Annotated in this window: 12 protein-coding genes, 1 tRNA gene and 1 pseudogene; 5 read left to right on the top strand and 9 right to left on the bottom strand. The window is 68.7% G+C overall.

The window, feature by feature from the left end; genetic code table 11:
* Positions 1 to 2: 2 nt before the first annotated feature.
* From ACIP94_RS18035 to ACIP94_RS18025, 3 genes are all read right to left on the bottom strand, one after another.
* Positions 3 to 923 carry a restriction endonuclease subunit S gene (locus ACIP94_RS18035; RefSeq protein WP_402426089.1) on the bottom strand — a complete coding sequence of 307 codons (921 nt, stop codon included), beginning with the start codon at positions 921 to 923 and terminating at the stop codon, positions 3 to 5.
* A gap of 308 nt (positions 924 to 1,231) precedes the next feature.
* A complete protein-coding gene (locus ACIP94_RS18030) occupies positions 1,232 to 3,241 on the bottom strand; it encodes an N-6 DNA methylase (protein ID WP_402426087.1) in 2,010 nt (669 codons plus the stop codon).
* 90 nt (positions 3,242 to 3,331) lie between these two features.
* The gene (locus ACIP94_RS18025; RefSeq protein WP_402426259.1) at positions 3,332 to 5,533 is read right to left on the bottom strand and encodes an N-6 DNA methylase; all 2,202 of its coding nucleotides are present in this window, start codon (positions 5,531 to 5,533) and stop codon (positions 3,332 to 3,334) included.
* A 269-nt stretch (positions 5,534 to 5,802) separates the two neighbouring features.
* On the opposite strand from ACIP94_RS18025, the gene ACIP94_RS18020 reads away from it, so the two are divergent.
* From ACIP94_RS18020 to ACIP94_RS18010, 3 genes are all read left to right on the top strand, one after another.
* Positions 5,803 to 6,462: a hypothetical protein gene (locus ACIP94_RS18020; protein WP_402426085.1), complete on the top strand. Its 660-nt coding sequence runs from the start codon at positions 5,803 to 5,805 to the stop codon at positions 6,460 to 6,462.
* A gap of 330 nt (positions 6,463 to 6,792) precedes the next feature.
* Positions 6,793 to 8,076: a DNA sulfur modification protein DndB gene (locus tag ACIP94_RS18015; protein ID WP_402426083.1), complete on the top strand. Its 1,284-nt coding sequence runs from the start codon at positions 6,793 to 6,795 to the stop codon at positions 8,074 to 8,076.
* A gap of 214 nt (positions 8,077 to 8,290) precedes the next feature.
* Entirely contained in the window at positions 8,291 to 8,860 is a 570-nt protein-coding gene (locus ACIP94_RS18010) for a hypothetical protein (protein ID WP_402426081.1), read from the top strand.
* 823 nt (positions 8,861 to 9,683) lie between these two features.
* On the opposite strand, the gene ACIP94_RS18005 is transcribed toward ACIP94_RS18010, so the two are convergent.
* The 3 genes from ACIP94_RS18005 to ACIP94_RS17995 form a co-directional block, all read right to left on the bottom strand.
* The gene (locus tag ACIP94_RS18005; protein WP_402426079.1) at positions 9,684 to 10,172 is read right to left on the bottom strand and encodes a hypothetical protein; all 489 of its coding nucleotides are present in this window, start codon (positions 10,170 to 10,172) and stop codon (positions 9,684 to 9,686) included.
* A 15-nt stretch (positions 10,173 to 10,187) separates the two neighbouring features.
* Positions 10,188 to 10,730 (bottom strand): hypothetical protein, encoded by a 543-nt coding sequence (locus ACIP94_RS18000; protein ID WP_402426077.1) that lies wholly within the window; start codon positions 10,728 to 10,730, stop codon positions 10,188 to 10,190.
* Positions 10,731 to 11,576: 846 nt separating this feature from the next.
* Entirely contained in the window at positions 11,577 to 11,930 is a 354-nt protein-coding gene (locus ACIP94_RS17995; RefSeq protein ID WP_402426075.1) for a hypothetical protein, read from the bottom strand.
* 223 nt (positions 11,931 to 12,153) lie between these two features.
* Between ACIP94_RS17995 and ACIP94_RS17990 the strand changes: the two genes are divergently transcribed.
* Entirely contained in the window at positions 12,154 to 14,451 is a 2,298-nt protein-coding gene (locus ACIP94_RS17990; RefSeq protein WP_402426073.1) for a hypothetical protein, read from the top strand.
* A 143-nt stretch (positions 14,452 to 14,594) separates the two neighbouring features.
* Positions 14,595 to 15,146 (top strand): annotated as a pseudogene (locus ACIP94_RS17985) (tyrosine-type recombinase/integrase); the annotation flags it as partial.
* A gap of 76 nt (positions 15,147 to 15,222) precedes the next feature.
* On the opposite strand, the gene ACIP94_RS17980 reads toward ACIP94_RS17985, so the two are convergent.
* From ACIP94_RS17980 to ACIP94_RS17970, 3 genes are all read right to left on the bottom strand, one after another.
* Positions 15,223 to 15,298: transfer RNA gene (locus ACIP94_RS17980), tRNA-Arg, on the bottom strand.
* Positions 15,299 to 15,465: 167 nt separating this feature from the next.
* Positions 15,466 to 16,056 carry a TetR family transcriptional regulator gene (locus ACIP94_RS17975; RefSeq protein WP_402426071.1) on the bottom strand — a complete coding sequence of 197 codons (591 nt, stop codon included), beginning with the start codon at positions 16,054 to 16,056 and terminating at the stop codon, positions 15,466 to 15,468.
* Positions 16,057 to 16,392: 336 nt separating this feature from the next.
* On the bottom strand, positions 16,393 to 18,285 hold the full coding sequence (locus ACIP94_RS17970) for an acyl-CoA dehydrogenase (RefSeq protein ID WP_402426069.1): 1,893 nt from the start codon (positions 18,283 to 18,285) through the stop codon (positions 16,393 to 16,395).
* Between the last annotated feature and the right edge of the window lie 14 nt (positions 18,286 to 18,299).

Genomic DNA, 18,299 nt, shown 5'->3' with positions numbered 1-18,299 from the left:
GGCTACGCGCTCACTCCGTCCGTTACGTTGCGCCCGCTGGCGGTGGAGACGTCGAACTGGCCGGTTACAGCGGCGGTGATGAGAGCTTGGCGGCGTTCGGCCAATACCTGACGCTGCACCCGAAGGACCCTACTGAGTTCTCTCTGGCGTTGACGAATTACCGAGGTGCTATGCAACAGCTCGACTCGGTCCCGCGCATCGACTGGCCACGACAACCTGAAATTTGAAAGATCCTCCATTCCCAATGTCGGCTGTGCCGTGTCCGATCCGGTCACGTCCGATGCCTGGCGCAAGAAGGAGGGGGTAGTTAGCCAGGTGGCAACGAGCTCCGGTGAGACTCCTTGCCGTGGCCGCAGGGATGCTACCGCCCGAGCCACATTCGCCCCAGCCAGTTGGGGAGGCACGATGGCGGATCGTCCCATCGTCCCGACGACGCTTAGCAGAACGTCCCCTGGGCGCGTTACGGTCCGTGAGTACTGGGCTGAGAGTTCATCTGGGATCCTGGCCAGCGAGTCGGCCCGGCCACTCAGATCAAGAAGATCATTGACGCGGATGAAACGCACTCCCTTATCACTGAACTGAGGTACAAGAACCCCATACCGAGGCTTCACCGCCAACAGGTACTTCAGTCTGGTTGGTTGGTACGTAGGTTTATCAAAGGCCTGGTCGAGCGCGAGTGTGCACCGCTCCTCAAGAACGTCCGCTTGGCGGCTGCGTAGCTGAGCCAATCGGTCGATGCGGGCGGTCTCGGCGTCGAGGAAGTCGGCGATGCGGCGCTGCTCCTCCAACCGGGGGGCCGACAGTGTCATGTTTCGATATTTTCCGGCGCTGAAGTTATCGATCGTCGACCGAACCGCCCCCGCCGCAATCTGATCCCAATATGGCTTGGACTCGGTCCAATAGGCGATGAAGCGGGGGTCCACGCCGGGAGCAGGCCGGTACCTGACCAAGTATCCGGCGTAGCAAGCCGGCTCGTTGCCAGAGTGCAGGTACGACTTGCCGATAGTGGCGCCAGCGGCTGTCATCAGCAGATCACCGGGTTGGAGCATTGCCCTGCTTGCCACGACGGGGGGCAACGACTTGAATGTGTCTTTCCTCAGGTTCCGGCTATCGGCGATGTCCGTCGTGCGGACATAGCGTGGCCAGTCCTGCCTTTCATATGCTCCGGCTTCGCCAAGTCCGTTTGTAATCGGCGTAGCGGCCATGAACTTGAGACGAGTTGTTCTCCACATTAGTGGGTCACCTCACCCAGCAGCGCCTGAATCTCCGCCTCCAGCGACTTCAACTCCGCGTCGATCTCCGCCAGCGGCCTCGGCGGCTTGTACACGTAGAAGTGCCGCGTGAACGGAATCTCGTACCCGATCTTCGTCTTCGTGTGGTCGATCCACGCGTCCGGCACGTGCGGCAGCACCTCGCGCTTCAGGTACTCCTCGACGTCCTCGCCCAGCGGCACGTTCTCGTAGTCCCGGAGGTCCGTATCCGGTTCCGGCGCGCCCTTGACCTTCTGGACCTCGCCCTCCGGATCCCGTACCCCGACAGCCTCCCGTACCGCCTTCGCGAACGGCGCCCCCGACGGCCAGGTCAGCCCCGCCGCGACCACCGCGTCCTTGAGCGCGACGAACGCCTCGGACTTCGTCGTCCAGGACGAGCCGAGCAACGTACGCACCGCCGCGACGAACTCCTCGCTCCGCTCCAGCTTCGCCACCGGCTTGGCCTCCGCCAGCGCCGCCAGCGTCTCCTCCGTCACCTCGAAGCGCAGCTTCAACGGCCGCTCCACGGTGATGCGCTGGTAGCCGAAGTCCTCGTTCCAGAAGACCTTGACCTTGCCGTGCAGAGGGTGCTCCGGGTCGCCCGCGACCTGCAGTGCCTCCGCGTACAGCCGGGTGATGTCGCCGATGTGGTCGGGGCGGCCGTTCGTCCCGTCGCCGAGTTCCTTGCGCTTGTCGCCGAGGGACTTGCGCATCTTCACCCACTGGTCGCGCGCGTCGAGCAGGACGACCTTGCCCTTGTGGTCGGCGTCCTTGCGGTTGGTGAGGATCCAGAAGTACGTGGAGATGCCGGTGTTGTAGAAGAGCTGGTCCGGGAGGGCGACGATCGCCTCCAGCCAGTCGTTCTCCAGGATCCAGCGGCGGATGTTGGACTCGCCGGACTCGGCGGCGCCCGTGAACAGCGGGGAGCCGTTGAAGACGATGGCGATGCGGGAGCCGCCCCCGCCGTTCACGTCCACCGGCTTCATCTTCGAGATCATGTGCTGGAGGAAGAGCAGCGAACCGTCGTTGATGCGCGGCAGGCCCGCGCCGAAGCGGCCGGCGTCGCCGAGCGACTTGTGCTCGTACTCGACCTCCTCCTTGACCTTCTTCCACTCCACGCCGAACGGCGGGTTGGCGAGGATGTAGTCGAACGTGCGGCGGGCGTGGCCGTCGTCGGAGAAGGAGTTGCCGAAGCGGATGTTCTCCGGGTCCTGGCCCTTGATCATGAGGTCGGACCGGCAGATCGCCCAGGACTCGGGGTTGAGCTCCTGCCCGTACACCTCGACCGTCGCGTCAGGGTTGAGGGCCTTGATGCGGTCGTCGGCGGCGCTGAGCATGCCGCCCGTGCCGCAGGCCGGGTCCATGACCGTACGGACGACGCCCGGCAGGCTGAGGGCGTCCGCATCGGGCGCCACCAGCAGGTTGACCATCAGCTTGATGACCTCGCGCGGGGTGAAGTGCTCACCCGCGGTCTCGTTCGACTGCTCGGCGAAGCGGCGGATCAACTCCTCGAAGATGTAACCCATGTTGTGGTTGGGCACGACATCGGGGTGCAGGTCGAGGCCGGTGAAACTGCCGATGACCCGGTAGAGCAGGTTCGCGCTGTCGAGCTTCCTGACCTGCTGGTTGAACTCGTACTTGTCGAGGACCTCGCGGGCGTTGTCGGAGAAGGCGCCGACGTAGATCTGCAGGTTCTTCGCCGCGTTCTGCGGGTCGGCCGCGATCTTCCGTAGCGTGAGGTCGCTCTTGTTGTAGAAGGAGTGGCCCGAGGCCTTGCGCAGGAAGTGGTCGGTGTCGATGTCCTGGCCCGCGAACCTGGCGACGGTCTCGACGACCTTCTCGCGCGTCGGCTCCAGGACGCACTCCAGGCGGCGCAGCACGGTGAACGGCAGGATGACCTTGCCGTAGTCGGACTGCTTGTAGTCGCCGCGCAGGAGATCGGCGACGGACCAGGCGTGGTTCGCCAGCTCCGTGTGCTTGCTGCTGTTCAAGAGGTCCCGGCTTCCTTCCGAAGAGCACCGTCCGGGCGGGGGACGGCAGGGATCCAGTGTGGTCGTGTGCGGGGGGACGCGTGGGGCGTTTCAGGCGGAACCGTTGTCCGGGCTGTCCGGTGGCAGGAGTACGCCGGCGGTGAGGCCGGTGGTGAGGGTGGCCGCGGTGTCGGCGGCAAGGTCGGCGGTTCGGCGGACGGCCGCGCGCAGTTCGTACACGCGGCGGAAGGCCTCCCCGTAGCGCCGCTGTTCCTCCAGGGGCAGCAGCGGTACGCGCAGCCGGCCCGGTGTGACGTGCACGTGGGTGGAGCCGGTGGACGCGGAGGCGATGTTGTCCTCGGCGCCGAGGAACCCGGCCAGGAACCACGGGTCGAGGCGGGCCGGGTCGGGGCGCAGGAGGTGGATGTGCGGACCGAGCAGGGCTCCGGCGTCCTGGTCGTCTGCGACCCGGGTCATCGAGGCCGCGGCGCCGCCGCCCCCGAGGGCGCGTACGAGGACGTCACCGGCGACGACGGGTTGCGCGGCGTCCGCGTGGAGGTCGACGGCCCTGGTGGACGGGGGCCTACCGGCGGAGATGTCCGAGGCGGTGAGGACCGGCCGGTCCACGGTGGGGGCGGTGCCCCCCTTGGAGCCTCGGGTGCCGGACGGCGCCGCCCGCAGCACGGTCAGCGCCCCGCCGCGTGCCAGGTCGGAGACGGTCGCCGTACGCCACTCGCGGGCCGAGGCCCCGGACGGCTGCCACCCGCCGGACGCGGAGGCGGCTGCCAAGGCGGCCACCTGGTCGGCCAGTTGGCCGTGCAGGTCGTTGACGCGCCGGGACAGGGCGGCCGGGTCGATGTCGGCCGCGGTCGCCCGCACATGGCGGGCCGGGGTGACGTCGACGACGTCGTCGAGGAGATCGACGAGCGGCACCGCGCGGGCGACTCCGGGCTCGTCGGCGTAGGTGTCGGGGGCGGTGGTGAACGCGGCCCACTGGCTAAGGACCCGCTCGGTCAGCCCCACCCAGTCGAACGAGGCGGCAGAGGCCGGAGAGGCAGAGGAGGCGGCGGAGGGGCCGGATCGGCGGGGGCGTGAGCCGCCGCGGGTGCCGGCGCCGACCGTGGCCGTGTCGGTGGCGGACGGTGTGCCCGCGGCGCCGTCCCGCTGCTCGCCCTCCCCGTCGACGAACAGCACCGTCGTACGGTCCGTGCCGCCCGGATCGGGGCGTTGGAGCACCCAGATCTGCAGGCCGACGTGGAGCGGATACGCGGCACGTGCCGGAAGTGAGACGACGGCGCGCAGGGCCCCGCTGCGGATGAGTTCCGCGCGGATGCGGCGGCCGGAGGAACGGAAGGCGAGCGCGGGCGGCAGCAGCATGACCGCGTGGCCGCCGGGCTCCAGGTGCGCGAGGGCGTGCTGCACCCAGGCCAGTTCGGATTCGAGGCGCGGTGGGAGTCCGTACGCCCACCTGGGGTCGTAGGCCAGTTCGTCGTGACCCCAGTCGCGGTCGGCGAACGGCGGGTTGCACAGGACGGCGTCCACGGTGACGTCGGGGAAGGCGTCGGCGCGCAGGCTGTCGCCGACGCGGATCGCCGTCTCGGTCTCGGGTGCGGCGAGCAGCAGCCGGACCGCGGTGCGCCGGCCCTGGACGGGGAGCGAGTCCTGCCCGAACAGCTCCTGTGCGCCCTGCCGGGCGGCGGCGGCGAGGAGCGTGCCGCTGCCGCAGGCGGGGTCGAGGACGCGGGACGCGCCGGCGGGCAGGAGCCGCGCCATGAGCAGGGCCAGGCCCTCCGGGGTCTGGTAGACGCCGCTGGCGGCGCCCTCGTCCAGTTCGCGTTCGGCGAGGACGTCGACGGCGGCCTGTGCCCCCGCCTCACGGACGCAACCCAGCAGCGCGCGGAGCACGCCCGCGTCGTTCGGACCGTAGCGGAACGGCTCGGCCTCGGGCACGGCGACCGGGAGCTCGCCCGCGGACTTCTCCGCTCGGGCGACCAGCTGGTCGTCGGACAGGGCGACGAGTTCGGCCAGCTCCTCCGGCGTGCGGCGGGAAGCGGCGGCCACCAGCGGGAACAGTCGCGAGGCCACCCCCGAGGCGGGTCCGATCAGCCGTAGCGCCGTACGCAGCTCCTCGGTCGGCGAGGCGGTGGAGGTGTGCCCACGTGCCCGCAGCCATGCCTGGACGGCCGGCAGGTCGTAGAGCGGGCTGGTCTCCGTGCCTGCGCTGGGGGCCGGGAAGTCGTCGTGGCGGCGGCGCCAGTTGCTGACGGTGGCGCGCGTGACCCCCGCGATGCGGGAGATCTCGGCTGCCGTCACATGCGCGGAGGGCGCCGGCTGGGCTGGTGGCTGCTGGGGCATGGCGTGGGGTTCCGCACCTCTCGGGCCAGTCGGATGATGAACGGTTAACACATTACTGCAGTCGTCAAGCCTACGAAGCTGATTGACGGTGCTTTCAGTGTTGTGTTTATCTGATCCTGCTTCCGAGTGGAAGCGGCGGTCCAGGTGCTGTGTTGAGTCCGTGCCGCGCATCGGATCTCTCAACTCACGGCCATCGCACATCGCGCATCGCAACAGGAGGAGCCCAGATGACCACCCAGCCCCCGCAGCAGCCGGGATACGCGCACCAGCCCGGACTGCCGCAGCAGCCGGGATACGGGCAGCAGCCCGGGCTCCCGCAGCAGCCGGGATACGGGCAGCAGCCCGGATTCCCGCAGCAGCCGGGATACCCGCAGCCTCCCGTGCCGCCGAAGAAGCGGTCCAAGGCCAAGCTGGGCTGCCTCGGCGTCCTGGCCGTGATCGTGGTCGGCGGTATCGCGTCCGCCGCGGGGTCCGGCTCGGAAGACTCCTCGGCCGGCGCCGCGTCCACCGGGTCCTCCAAGGGCACCAGCTCCTCCAAGAGCCGTGGGTCCTCCAAGGGCAGCGGCTCCTCCAAGGCCGCCGCCCCCCAGCAGTCCACCGTCGACGCCTTCAAGGCGTACGTGAAGAAGCACGAGTCCGCGAAGACGCGGCAGGCCGCGACGCACGTCACCAAGGTCCAGGGCGCCGACAAGAACAACGACATCTTGGACACGGCCGACATCTACACGAACTACACCGGGGACCTGGTCAGCGCGGATGCCGGCAACGCCAAGCTGCTCGCCTCGGCCTTCGCCGACTTCCAGGCCGGCCGCGGGAAGGCCAGCAAGAACGGCCTTGTCACCGTCTACAACGCCGACGGCGACATCCTGAGCAACGGCAACTACTGATGCCGTAACTGGAGCCAGCGCCGTCCCGAACCCGCCTATCGAGCCCGGCAGTTCCCTGTCCCGGCACCGCCGCCTGCGGCCAGCCGAAGGCGGCATGACGACAGAAGGCCCTACGGAGGGCCGCTCCGGCTGGGCACAACCACCTCGCCTCCGGTCACGCCGCACCCGACGAACGCGCCGCCCCGGCCCGGTTCCTCACCGTCCACGACCAGGCCCACCCGTCTGACGTCGCCGGCGCCTGACCTGCATGCCCCACCCGGTGGGCCTCACGCGCTGCCCGCTTCACTCCCGCTGCCCCCAAGGGCTACCTGCTCCGAAAGGAAGTCATCCATGACCATCACCGTCGACTCGTCCCGCCTCTCCCTGGTGCGTGAGGAGTCCACTTACCTGGCGATCCGCACCAGCCAGGGCGGCCGGACCGTCTACACGACGCGCATCCCGCTCGCCGACCTCTCGGTCATCCTCACCATCCCGGACCCGGCCAAGCCGGACCCGGACAACCGCAAGGTGGACATCGCCCACGCCAAGGGCTTCGGTCAGTACCTCGCCGACAATCCCGGCTGGGTGGCTCCGGCCCTCCTCATCCGCGACACCGGCAGCTGCCGCTTCGAGCCGATCAGCGAAGACGGCTCGGTCGGCTACCTCACCGTCCCGTGGTCCATCGGCGGTATCGGACGCCTGATCACGATCGACGGCCAGCACCGCATCCTCGGCGTCCACCTGGAGAAGAAGCGCATCACCGACGAGGTCTCCCGTATCGACCGGGAGATCCTCCGCGCCAACGAGGCCAAGAAGTCGAAGCTGGAGCAGGACCGTGAGGCTCTGATCGGCCGAATGCAGCGGCTCAAGGACGAGTTCGTCGGCATCGACATCTACGTGGAGCCCGATGGCGTCAAGGGCCAGCAGATGTTCGTCGACGTCGCGGACAACGCCAAGGGCATCTCCGGCGCCGTCCGGGCTCGCTTCGACACCTCGCGCATCGCCAACCGCACGCTCAGCGACATCGTCACCCACCCCCTCTTCCTGGGCAAGATCGACATCGAGCGGGACCGGATGACCCTGACCAACCGCAACCTGATGGGTGCCAAGCACGTCGCCGACATCACGCGGGCGGTCATCGCCGGTCCCGGCGGCCGCGTCAGCAAGAAGGTCGAGTCGCTGACCGACAACGAGGTCATCGAGAGCGTCCGCGGCTTCCTGGATGTCATCTCCATCGCTTTCACCGCGCTCGCGGAGATCACCGAGGAGGACGTGGACAACTACGACCCCTCGCTCTCCGAGAAGAAGAAGAACGAGCCGCCGGCGCCCCCCACCAAGGCCATGAGGCTGCGCGAGTCGTCGCTCCTGGGCTCGGTGGGCATGCTCCGTGTCCTGGGCGGCGTCTACCGCAACCTTCGGGAGGACGGGGCCGAAGACGGTGACATCCAGGAGTTCTTCAAGCGGCTCGACCGGCACATGACCGCCCCGGTCACCGAGGACAGCGTCTGGCGTACCACGGCCGCGAACGAGGACTTCGAGCCGAACGCCTCCGCCCCGATCATGCGGCAGCAGAACGTCGTGCACCTGACCAAGGTGATCACGGACTGGTACAAGAAGGCCCCGGCGGCCATCTGATCCGCCGGCGACACCGACCCCCACCACCTCCGGGCGTCATCGCGGCGCCGCGATGACGCCTTACCCGCACGAACGGGCTCGGCGGGCGTCACGCGGCGCCCGCCCCCTCACCCGTCGCTCCGTCGCGAAGACAAGGAAGCCAACTGTCATGGGTCGTCGCTCTCCCCTCGCCCACGCACTCCGCCCTGCCACCTCCACCTGCCGCCAGGTGTGCGTGAACGACAGGGTCAAGGCCGTCGCCGGGCCGATCGTGGTGGCCACGGACGCCTCGGTCGGCCAGGACCGGGTGGCCTCCGGCTACGTAGCCACCACCGGCCACACCGGTCTGCGCGCCCACCTCTACCCGAAGTACCTCGTGCGCCCCCGCTCCCGCGTGGTCGTCACCGAACTGCGCGCCGTGTACTGGGGGCTGAAGGCGGTCCTCCACACGCACCCCGGTCGGCCCATCGAGGTCCGCGTGGACAACCTGCAGGCACTTCGGTACCTGCACAGCTGGCAGCAAGGGGGGACGGACATGCCCGAGGGCTACGACACCCACCTGCGCTCCCAGGGCAGACGGCCCAGCCTGGTCAAGCTGCAGTGGCTCGCCGAGTACACGCCGGACCTGACGTTCGTCCACGAGAAGGCCCACGCCGGTCACCCCCTCAACGAGGCCGCCGACTCCCTCGCGAAGCTCGGCCTGCGGTGCGTGCGCGGAGCCGTCCCGCGCACCGAACTCCCGCGTCTGGTCCCGTTGTGGGCCGTCGGTGCCCTCGCCGACTACCAGCGGTCCCGGGCTGCCTGACACGCAGCGAGCACCACCACCGCCAGGGACCGGTAAGCCGTTTGGCGGGCTGGAGGGCGTCGATGCGGACGAGGGCGTGCCAGCGGCGGCCGTGCTGAAAGCGGACGAAACCGGGGAAGCCGCCGACGGTTCTCACGCAGGATGCTGCCTGAGAGCGCGTTCCCATTTTCGTTCCCATACAAGCCAAAAGCCCCTCGGAGATCGCTTCCGAGGGGCCTTTCTTGCGCATCATGCCTGTTCAGGCACTGTGCCCCCGGCAGGATTCGAACCTGCGACACCCGCTTTAGGAGATCACCCGGGCCGTCCAATGACCACGGGTGAGGCTGCCCCCGCCTGCCCCGAATGGTGCGCGGCTGGTGCTCCCGATACGGCAACGTGCGCCGGTGTTGCCGTCAAGAGGTGCCGTCAGGCCAACGGGAACGCTGCCGGGCTACTGCACCACAGGCGTCCGGCGGCGTACGCCGTGCTGGCGGCGACGGGCGCGGTCGGGGTGGTTATGAGCGCGGCAACGACGGAACGGTCCATGTTGGTTGATCCTGCCGTAAGTCCCGTTCGGGCGACGTCGTATCCGTGGCGAAGCTTCTGGCTTCGGCGGGGGCTTCGCCACGGTAGCGGGCGCGCCTACACCGATGGGGCGTCGTTCTGCTGACCGGCGCGGGGGTGAGGGGCGGAGGCGTGCGTAATCCGGATGCGGTGCCGTACGAGTGCCCGGAGTGCGAGGCGAGGACTAAGGCGAACACTCGCACTGGCTTGCTGTGCCAGTGGTCACTGACACTTGTAGGCGATTACGCTACCGACAGTCCGAACAGCGAGAACAGGCACACTAGTTCGCGGGTGGCTGAATGACGGCGATACGCCAGATCACTGAATTGGCCGCTTGGAACTTCCACGCCAGGTCATGCACATTGGTGTGCGGTATCTCGGCAGTGAACACGACGCTCCCGTCACCGCATTGAGACCCGGCGAGGGTCTCTCCTGCGGCTGTGATGCCGAACTTCGAGTGCCCGGCGCATGTCCACATCACTGTGATGGATGAGGCTTTCCCCGCTGACGCAGGAAGCTTGACGCCGCGTGCGCCGTGTCCCGATCCCGTGTATAGCGTCTTCGACCCCACAGGGATCGAGGACTGGACCGGATCGGGAAGGCGGTCCGGGGTCGTCGGGGTCTGCACCGCAGAGGGGACCGCGCCGGTCCCCGTCGTAACGTTGGCCGCCCCGTGGGTGGCTGGCGTGCTGGGGTGATCGCCACCGGAACAGGCCGTCACGAGCACCAAGGCCGGCAACAGGCCGACGGCCAGCAGGGGAAGCTTCATCAGATCGTCCTCAACTCACGAGTGGGCGATGTAGGGCGAGAGCGCCGGAAGCTTAGCGGTCCCGTGGCTGATGGAGTGCCACTTGCAGCCGCCGTTGAGGGAGCCGTAATCCCAGTTGAAGGAGTAGCCCTTCGAGCCAAGGGCGAGCCATCCGTCCTTCTGATTCGACGGGACCTTCCAGGTCCCGCCAAGGGTGACGGTGGTGGTCTTGGCGTAGGAGACCGAGCCGCCGACGGTCTCCTCGGCAGACTCGATGATTATTGACTGGCTCAACTTGGCCGAATATGTCACCGTGCCGGTCAAGGTGTGACCCTTGGCCACCGAGACCGAGAGCGTGACGCCTGACTGTCCATAGACGGTCTCGTCATTGTCACGGACGAACGTGCCCTTCACGTTGGTGATGGAGACGCTCGGCCCGTCGTTCGGGCAGCCGTCCGCGTTCATCGGGTGGTTAGCGCTGCCCGAGGGCGAGTTCACCGAGACGTCGACGTCTTCCGGTGCCTGGGGGATCGGATTCCCGTCCAGGTCGGCATTGACCTCCGACGAAGTATTCGACACCGAGGGGGTGTCCGCGAAAGCAGTACCCACTCCACCGGTTCCGACGATGAGAAAGGCGGCCAGCGCAGTTGCTGTGCACGTGCGAGTCAATCTGACATTCATAGTTGCTCCTCCCCCCCCGCCCCTACTTCCGGGAGCGACGTGTACACAACAATCATCGTGCACCCGGTTGATCGTCAAGGAGATGTGAGGTATCTGAGCAGGAATTGAGCTTGACGATTGACCGTCGCGCTCACGGCCTGCTGATGACAGAGCAGGCACGCGATGGGGGGTGCGAGCCGGGAGAAGGCTCGGTGACTCCTCCGAGGTCTGTGGGCTGGTGTCAGCGACTGCGTCGCAGCCTGTCATCAGGTCGCTGGAGGACGGAAGGTACGGGGGTCGGCAGGGGGGTGGTGGTTGTCGCGTGGCGGGTGCGGGTGGTGACTGCGCGGGTTCGGGCGGCGGTCTGTTCTGCGGTGGTGTCACGTCACCGGTGGTGAATGCGGCGGCCAGCGCGGTGGTGACGCGGTCGGTGTCGGTGGGGTCGCAGATGACGCGGATCTCGAACACGAGGGCTCCTGTCAGCCGTTGAATGATGCCGTCAAAACGGCCCGGACCATGATCGGTCCGGGCCGTTTTGCCTGGTGCCCCCGGCAGGATTCGAACCTGCGACACCCGCTTTAGGAGTTCGATCCGAGTCCGGTCCGGCTGCGGCCGTCGACTGGTGCGACAGCCGGACAGAGACGCTGGCGTACGTCCTTGTCCGGCGTCGTTGATGTCAGCCGTGGATGTCAGAAGTCTTCCGATCCATGACCCTAGAGAGAACGGAAACTGAGACGGCAGCGCGCCGCAAGCCGCCTCCCAGCTTCACCTGAGCCTGTTGTGTTGGGGGTCGAAGCAGATCAGCCCCATGGGGTCCGCGAGGGCCGCCGCATAGGTGGAAGCCTCCTCAGCCATACTCGACCGCATCGGGAAGTAGACAAGCGGGCCGCTTGCCTCTCCGATCAGCGGCCCCGTCGACCAGGGGGAGGTGTCCTCAACGTCCTCGGTCAAATCGCACCACCGCTCCAGGAGCGCGGCGACGTAAGCCGCAATGCGCTCGGTCGGGGGATGTTCATCCTCCGTGTCGACGTAGCGGTCATAGAGGGCCGTGAAAGTTCGCCCGGCCGCCCTGTCGTCCGCCGGGCGCGCGCCCTCCCACACAGCCAAGTCGTAGCTCATGCCCGGAGGCTCTCACACCGCACTGACAGGCCGGCATTGCTGGTAGAGCAGGCAAGGTAGGCACAGTGGACGGTCTCTCAGCCGAGGGCACCATCAGCTTGGGAGGCGACGGCACTTGTGCCGCGAACCGGCTCCTGACCCCCACCCCACCCGCTGTCGGGGCCCGGCCTTCCCCGTGCTAGGTTGCGCGCCTTGATCGTGAAAGTCATGTGGGGGGCTTTTCATGAAGCTGGCGCGATTCTCGCCGCCAACCGCCGCGGCGCTGCTCGTGGGACTGACGACTGTCATCGGTCCCGGCGCGGTCGACTCATACGCGGCGTCGGACGTACCGCTGCCGATCGCGCACTTCTCGCACATGGTCGTGGACGGGCCGCACGGACACCTGTTCATCAGCGGCGGCGCCGGCACCGACGGCATTCTGGTCACCGACCTCGACGGCGGGAACCCGACGATGATCAGCGGTGAGCCGGGTGCCACCGGTCTCGCCCTCTCAGACGACGGATCCGCACTGTACGCGGCTCTCCCGGACCAGGACGCGATCGCGGCGATCAGCACGGAGAAGCTGACCGAGTCGGCTCGTTACGGCACGGGCGCGGGCACCCATCCGGACTCGCTGGCCGTCGCCGGGGGCACCCTCTGGTTCGGCTACGGTACGGCAGGCGCCGGCGGCATCGGGTCCGTCGACGGAGCCGGTACGGTCACTGTGCGGCAGGATTCGGCCAGTTGGGCAGCAGCGCCCCTGCTGGCGACGACCCCGACGCCCTCCGGCGTACTCGTGGCCGCCGCGCAGACGGGCGACACTTCCGCCTTCGTCACGTACCGGGCGGAGGGCAGTGCGCTGACCCGGCAGGCCGCGAAGGCGCTGCCCGTCCCCGACCTGAGCGACTTCGCGGTCACGGCGGACGGGCTGCATCTGGCGGTCCCGTCAGTTCAGGACCCGACCGTCAATCGGTACCGCACCTCGGATCTGGCGGTTGACGGGCGGTTCGCCATGCCGCTGTACGGCAAGGCTGTCGCCGTAGCCCCGGACGGGACCATGGCCAGTGGCTATCGCGATTTCGAGACGTTTCCGGAAACCGGGGACGGCGAGTACACCGAGCACGACCTCGCCTGGGGGATGAACTCTGCCGCACACGATCTCGCCTGGGCACCGGACGAGAGCCGGGTCTACGGCGTGGCCGTAGACGCCCCCGGGGGAACACCGACGCTCCACATCTCTCCTGACCCGGAAACGGCGCTGGTCAGGCTCTTCGGAAGCTGGACCACTGCGCTCGCCCCCGGCGAGGCCTACTCGTTCGTGGTGGCGCCCGACTCGAACCTCAGCCTCGGCGCCGGAGAACCCCTGCTTCCCGGCACCGTACGCATCACGCGCTACGACGACGCCGATCCGGACGGCGTGCTCGTCCCGGACCCGACAGTCATCGCAAAGGGCCCGGCCGACTTCTTCGGCTCCTACCGCGTCGACGGCACGGCACCCCTCACCGGTCGACTGAGCTTCCACGTCGACTACTCCGGAAGCGGCCACTACGGACCGGCTGGCCGGACCTTCGACATCCCGGTGGCCAAGTACGCGCCCACCATGACGCTGTCCGCTCCCTCCTCCGCCGATCGTGCCGCACCGCTGACCGTCACCGGTCACCTCACCTGGCCGCATGCGCATGTGACGACCGGCGCGGTCCACGTCGTCAAGACCGACCTGGCGCACCCCTCCGGCTACTCGGTGGGCACCGTGCCCGTCGCCGCCGACGGCGGCTTCGCCTTCCACGACACCCCGCAGGTCGGCGGCGCGAACACGTACGCCTTCACCTACGACGGTGGGACCTCCTACCTCCCGGTCACGGCGTCGGCGAAGGTGCAGGTGTCCCGAGCCACTCCGACCCTGAGTGTGACCACCGACGCGAAGTCGTACCACTCCGGCGCGACTGCCAAGGTCACCGCGCATCTGGGGACCACGTACAACTCCCGCTCCGTGACGCTGTACGACCAGCCCGCGGGCACGTCGCGGACGCAGCTCAAGAGTGGCAAGGTCGACGCTCAGGGGAATCTCGTCGCGTACTACAAGATCACCCGAAACACCGTCTTCAGCGCGGCCTTCGCGGGGGACTACCGCTACGCGCCGCGCACGGTGACCACCAGTGCCACACTCACGCCGACGGTCCGGACGGAGATGCAGTGGCCGCTCTCGACCACTCGCATCGGATCCACCACCTACCAGGTCTTCTACAAGTCCGAAGTCAACATGGGCTTCAACCTGCAGGTCACTCCCCATCAGCCCGGCGGCTGTATGTCGGTGTACGTCGAGCACTACTACTCGGGGGCGTGGCACCAGGCCACCTCGCAGAGTTGTGTGCCCTTGTACTCCGACGGCTGGTACGGCTACAGCCGGGCTCTGAAGCTCTTCGCGAGCAACGACCACTACCGCATCCGCGGCCACTACACGCCGCCGGCCAAGGGCGCACAGACCGGCAACACGTGGAGCCAGTGGACCTACCTCACCGTCCGCCCCGGCAGCCCCTCATGAGGTCGGGCAGTGCGGTGATGTTTGGTGACCGGCTCCGGTCCGTGGCACGCGGCGGCCACGTATCGCGTACGTCCTCGACGTGAGATATGGAAGCGGGCACTCGCCAAGGCTGGGGTGATCCCAGAGAGGAAGCCGGTCGAGTCGTCCTCGCCATCGCGATGGGCCTGCGTCGGGGAGAGATCATCGGTCTTCGCTGGTCGGATCTCGACCTCGACAACCGCGTCCTCTACGTCCGCCAGCAGACGCAGCGCCGTCGTGGCGTCCTGTACGACGACGACCCCAAGAGCCGCCGTCGCCGTGCCGTCCCGCTCCCCGCCCTCTGCATCGCGCCCCTGCGCTGGCACCGGATGCGCCAGGCGGCGGCTCGCGCCAAGGCGGGGGAGAAGTGGCAGGAGTCCGCCTACGTCTTCACGACTCGCACCGGCCGCCCGGTCGAGCCGCGTAACGTCTACCGCTCCTTCACCCGCATCGCCCAGTCCGCCGGCCTCCGCGTCATCCGGCTGCACGACGCCCGGCACGGCACGGCGACGCTCCTCACGGCGGCTGGAGTCGCGCCCCGCGTCGTGATGGAGATCCTCGGCCACTCTCAGATCAGCATCACCATGGACGTGTACACGCACGTCGTCCAGGACACCCAGCGCGAGGCCATGAGCCACATGGACCGGCTGCTGCGGAGGCGCCCTGGTCGTCAGTGACCGCCCCCGTTGATGTCAGAAGTAGATGTCAAAGGGCCCTCACCTACGGAAATCCGTAGGTGAGGGCCCTTTGACCTGGTGCCCCCGGCAGGATTCGAACCTGCGACACCCGCTTTAGGAGAGCGGTGCTCTATCCCCTGAGCTACGAAGGCGGGGTCCTGGCGGAAGGCGGGTGAATACGCTGGGTGAGCATTCGCCTCGACTTCTGCAAGGGTGTGACCGCCCCTGGAGGCGGTTCCAACAGGTTAGCGGATCGGGGCGGGGCGGTGGCGTCCAGGCTGGCGTCTTGTCTTGATCATTTACTTTCGGGGCCCCGGAGCTATGGAAGGCAGCGCCCGCCGAGGTGGTGCAGGGCGCGTGTGGCGAGGTCCGTGAGGTCGGGCTCGCCGTTGTGGTCCGCCCAGTACAGGAGCGTCTCCGTGGCCACCGCGATGAGGACGGCTGCGGTGATGCGCACGTCGTACTCGCTCGCGTCCTGGCCGGCGCGCCCGGCGAGCAGGGTCGCCGTGTGGGCCACCCGGGCTTCCTGCTGTTGCCACATGCGGACCCGCAGGGGCTGTACCCGCGAGATCAGCCGGAGGCGGGCCAGTGTGGTCTCCCGGTCCTGGCTGATGCGCTGTTCGAGCAGGTCGACGAGGGTGGCGCGGACGACGTCCGGGAGTGGTTCCGACGGGTCCCGCCCGACGATCGCCTTCTCCGGGGACGGCGTGTGGTCGTCGGTGAGGACCACGTCCTCCTTTGTGGGGAAGTAGCGGAAGAAGGTGCTCGGCGAGACATCGGCCGCGTCGCAGATCTGCTCGACGGTGATGTCGTCGTACCCCTGTTCGGTGAAGAGGCGGAGTGCCTCCTGTTGCAGCAGGCGGCGGGTCTTGGCCTTCTTCCGCTCCCGGAGTCCGGGTCGGGTCGTCATGGGGCGTGCACTTCTCTGGCGGAGCGGGGAGGGAGGGGGAGGGGAGAGTACGAAGGAGAGGGGACTTCTGCTGAGGGGCGGTCATGGTCGGATGAGAGACCTTGGCATTCTCTCATCGTTCCTGGGAGTCGGGCCTGTCGGCAGGGGGCCAGGGCGGTTCTGCGGGCAGGGGGAAGGGCCCGTCGGCGGCGAGCGGCGGGCGGGCCCTTCGAGCGTTCCGTGAGCGGGTTCTGTGAGCGGGTTCTGTGAGCGCGGCGCGCGAGCGGGTTCTGTGAGCGCGGCGCGCGAGCGGGTTCTGTGGCCGGGGCTGCTCGGGGGCCTGCGGGGGGCGTCAGGTCAGTGTGGGGAGGGTGGGTCGTCCGGCATCGTTCGTACGATCGTCTCTCCGCTCGCGATCGGGACCCGGGACAGCAGTTCCGCCGGGAAGTCGAACGCGTCTACCAGGGTCATCATGTGCGGCGCGAGACCGGCGACGGTCGTGTCCAGGGTCTTCGGGAGGGCGCGGACCTGGTCCGGTCTGAGATGGCCCTCGGCGAGCAGATCGCCGGTGTGCTCACGGAGTCGGCGGAGCAGGAACAGGCGGCACAGGGAGCGCAGCAGCGCCGCCGACCTCGGGTCGGACGCCTGGTCGGCCGCCGCGGCGAAGGCGTCCGCGGCCTGGAGGCAGGCGTGGGCGGAGACCATCTCCAGGGCGGCGGACGAGGTGACGTTCCAGCGGCCGACCGGGTCGCCGGACGGGCCCTCGCGCAGGGCGGTGCGCGCCCGGGCCTGCCAGATGGCCTCGACCTGGGCGAGCAGGCCCCGGAGGAAGGGCAGGTCCGTCAGTTCCCCGGCCGGCAGTGCCTCCGGCTTCGCGGACTGGTGGCCGAAGACCATCTCGGAGGCGGCCTTCACCCAGATCACCAGGTTGTCGCCCTCGGCGGTGATGCCGCCCTCGATGTTCGCGGTCAGGTCCGCTATGCCGTTGGCGGGGAACAGGCCCTGCGCACCGCAGCGTTCGCGGCACTCGGTGGCGATCTCCCGTGCCTGCCAGGTGATCCAGCCCTTGGCGATGGCCGTGAGCCGCTCGATCTCCTCGCGGCTTTCCTCGGTGTGCGCGGCGAACCGGTCCACCACCGCGCGGTGCAGGAACGTCATCGCATACGCCGTCGCCAGCCCGTCGAGGAGGCGGCCGTGGTGGCTGCGGTGGGCGGCGAGCGGGATGCGCTCACCGGCGCGGGGCCCGGCGATGAGACGGCTGTGGGCGTAGCGGACCGCGATGGTGAGGGCGGCGCGGGCCATGCCCAGGGTGCCGGCGCTCATGCAGAGCTTGCCCATGGTGACGCGGTTGATGGAGCGCAGGAGCCGCTTGCGCTTGTTGCCGAGGTTGCTGGTGAGCGTGCCGTCGCGATCCAGGCGGCCGTGGCCGGCCTCCAGGAGGGCCTCGCGTGGCAGCCACAGGTGGTCGAAGGAGGTGAGGCAGTGGTCGACAGGGGTGCCGGTACGGTCCGGCAGCCGGCGGACGGTGACCCCGGGCAGATGCCCCCTCTCGTCGCTGAGCGGGGTGAGGAAGAGGAAGACGCCCTGGTCCTCGCCGTCGACGAGTAGCCGGGCCGCGACGACCGCGGTCTTGGGGCCGCCGGTGAGGCTGGTGTTGGGCATGAACTTCCGCGCGCCGGGCGTCGGGGTGTGCAGGCGGAAGCCGTCGCTCGCGCGGTCGTGGATCGCGACGGTCTCCATCGCCGCTACGTCGTTGCCGTGCTCCAACTCGGTGCACAGGAACGTTCCTGTGCTGTGCAGCGCGGTGAAGGCGGACAGGTCGCGGCCCTCGTGGTCGTGATCCACGAGGCTGCCGAGGAACAGGTTGTAGTGGATGCTCGCAAGGGTGGTCAGCCCTCCGTCCACCGGCCCGATCCACTCGTGCAGGGCGGCCAGCCGGTGCGGGTCGGCCGCGAACCGCTCGGGGGCGGCGAGGACATCGTTGAGGAGGCGCAGACGGTCATACGAGAGCGCGGCCCGCTCCGCTGGGGGCAGTCCGGGCCGGTACGCGAACGCGCGGCCGGAGATCGTCCTGCGCCAGACGCCGTGCCGGCCCTCGCGGTGGGGGCCCTCGAAGAGGAGTCGCGCGAGTTCGTCGGCGACCGGGGGCCCGGCGGGGTCTGTCTGCGCGGGCGGCTCCCTGCCTTCAGGGGGCGCCTGCGCTTCGGCGGCGGCCGGTGTTCCGGGGGCCGCCGGGACATGGGATAACACCGTGCGTTCGTGTG

The sequence above is a fragment of the Streptomyces sp. NPDC093261 genome, assembly GCF_044753645.1.
Taxonomy (GTDB): domain Bacteria; phylum Actinomycetota; class Actinomycetes; order Streptomycetales; family Streptomycetaceae; genus Streptomyces.
The sequence above is the reverse complement of the archived record's forward strand: the minus strand, read 5'-3'. Positions and strand labels throughout refer to the sequence as shown.

Excerpts from the sequence above, each read along its gene's own strand:
- ACIP94_RS17990 (WP_402426073.1), top strand. The coding sequence starts at position 12,154 with ATGAAGCTGGCGCGATTCTCGCCGCCAACCGCCGCGGCGCTGCTCGTG.
- ACIP94_RS17995 (WP_402426075.1), bottom strand. The coding sequence starts at position 11,930 with ATGAGCTACGACTTGGCTGTGTGGGAGGGCGCGCGCCCGGCGGACGAC.
- ACIP94_RS18020 (WP_402426085.1), top strand. The coding sequence starts at position 5,803 with ATGACCACCCAGCCCCCGCAGCAGCCGGGATACGCGCACCAGCCCGGA.
- ACIP94_RS18015 (WP_402426083.1), top strand. The coding sequence starts at position 6,793 with ATGACCATCACCGTCGACTCGTCCCGCCTCTCCCTGGTGCGTGAGGAG.
- ACIP94_RS18005 (WP_402426079.1), bottom strand. The coding sequence starts at position 10,172 with ATGAAGCTTCCCCTGCTGGCCGTCGGCCTGTTGCCGGCCTTGGTGCTC.
- ACIP94_RS17975 (WP_402426071.1), bottom strand. The coding sequence starts at position 16,056 with ATGACGACCCGACCCGGACTCCGGGAGCGGAAGAAGGCCAAGACCCGC.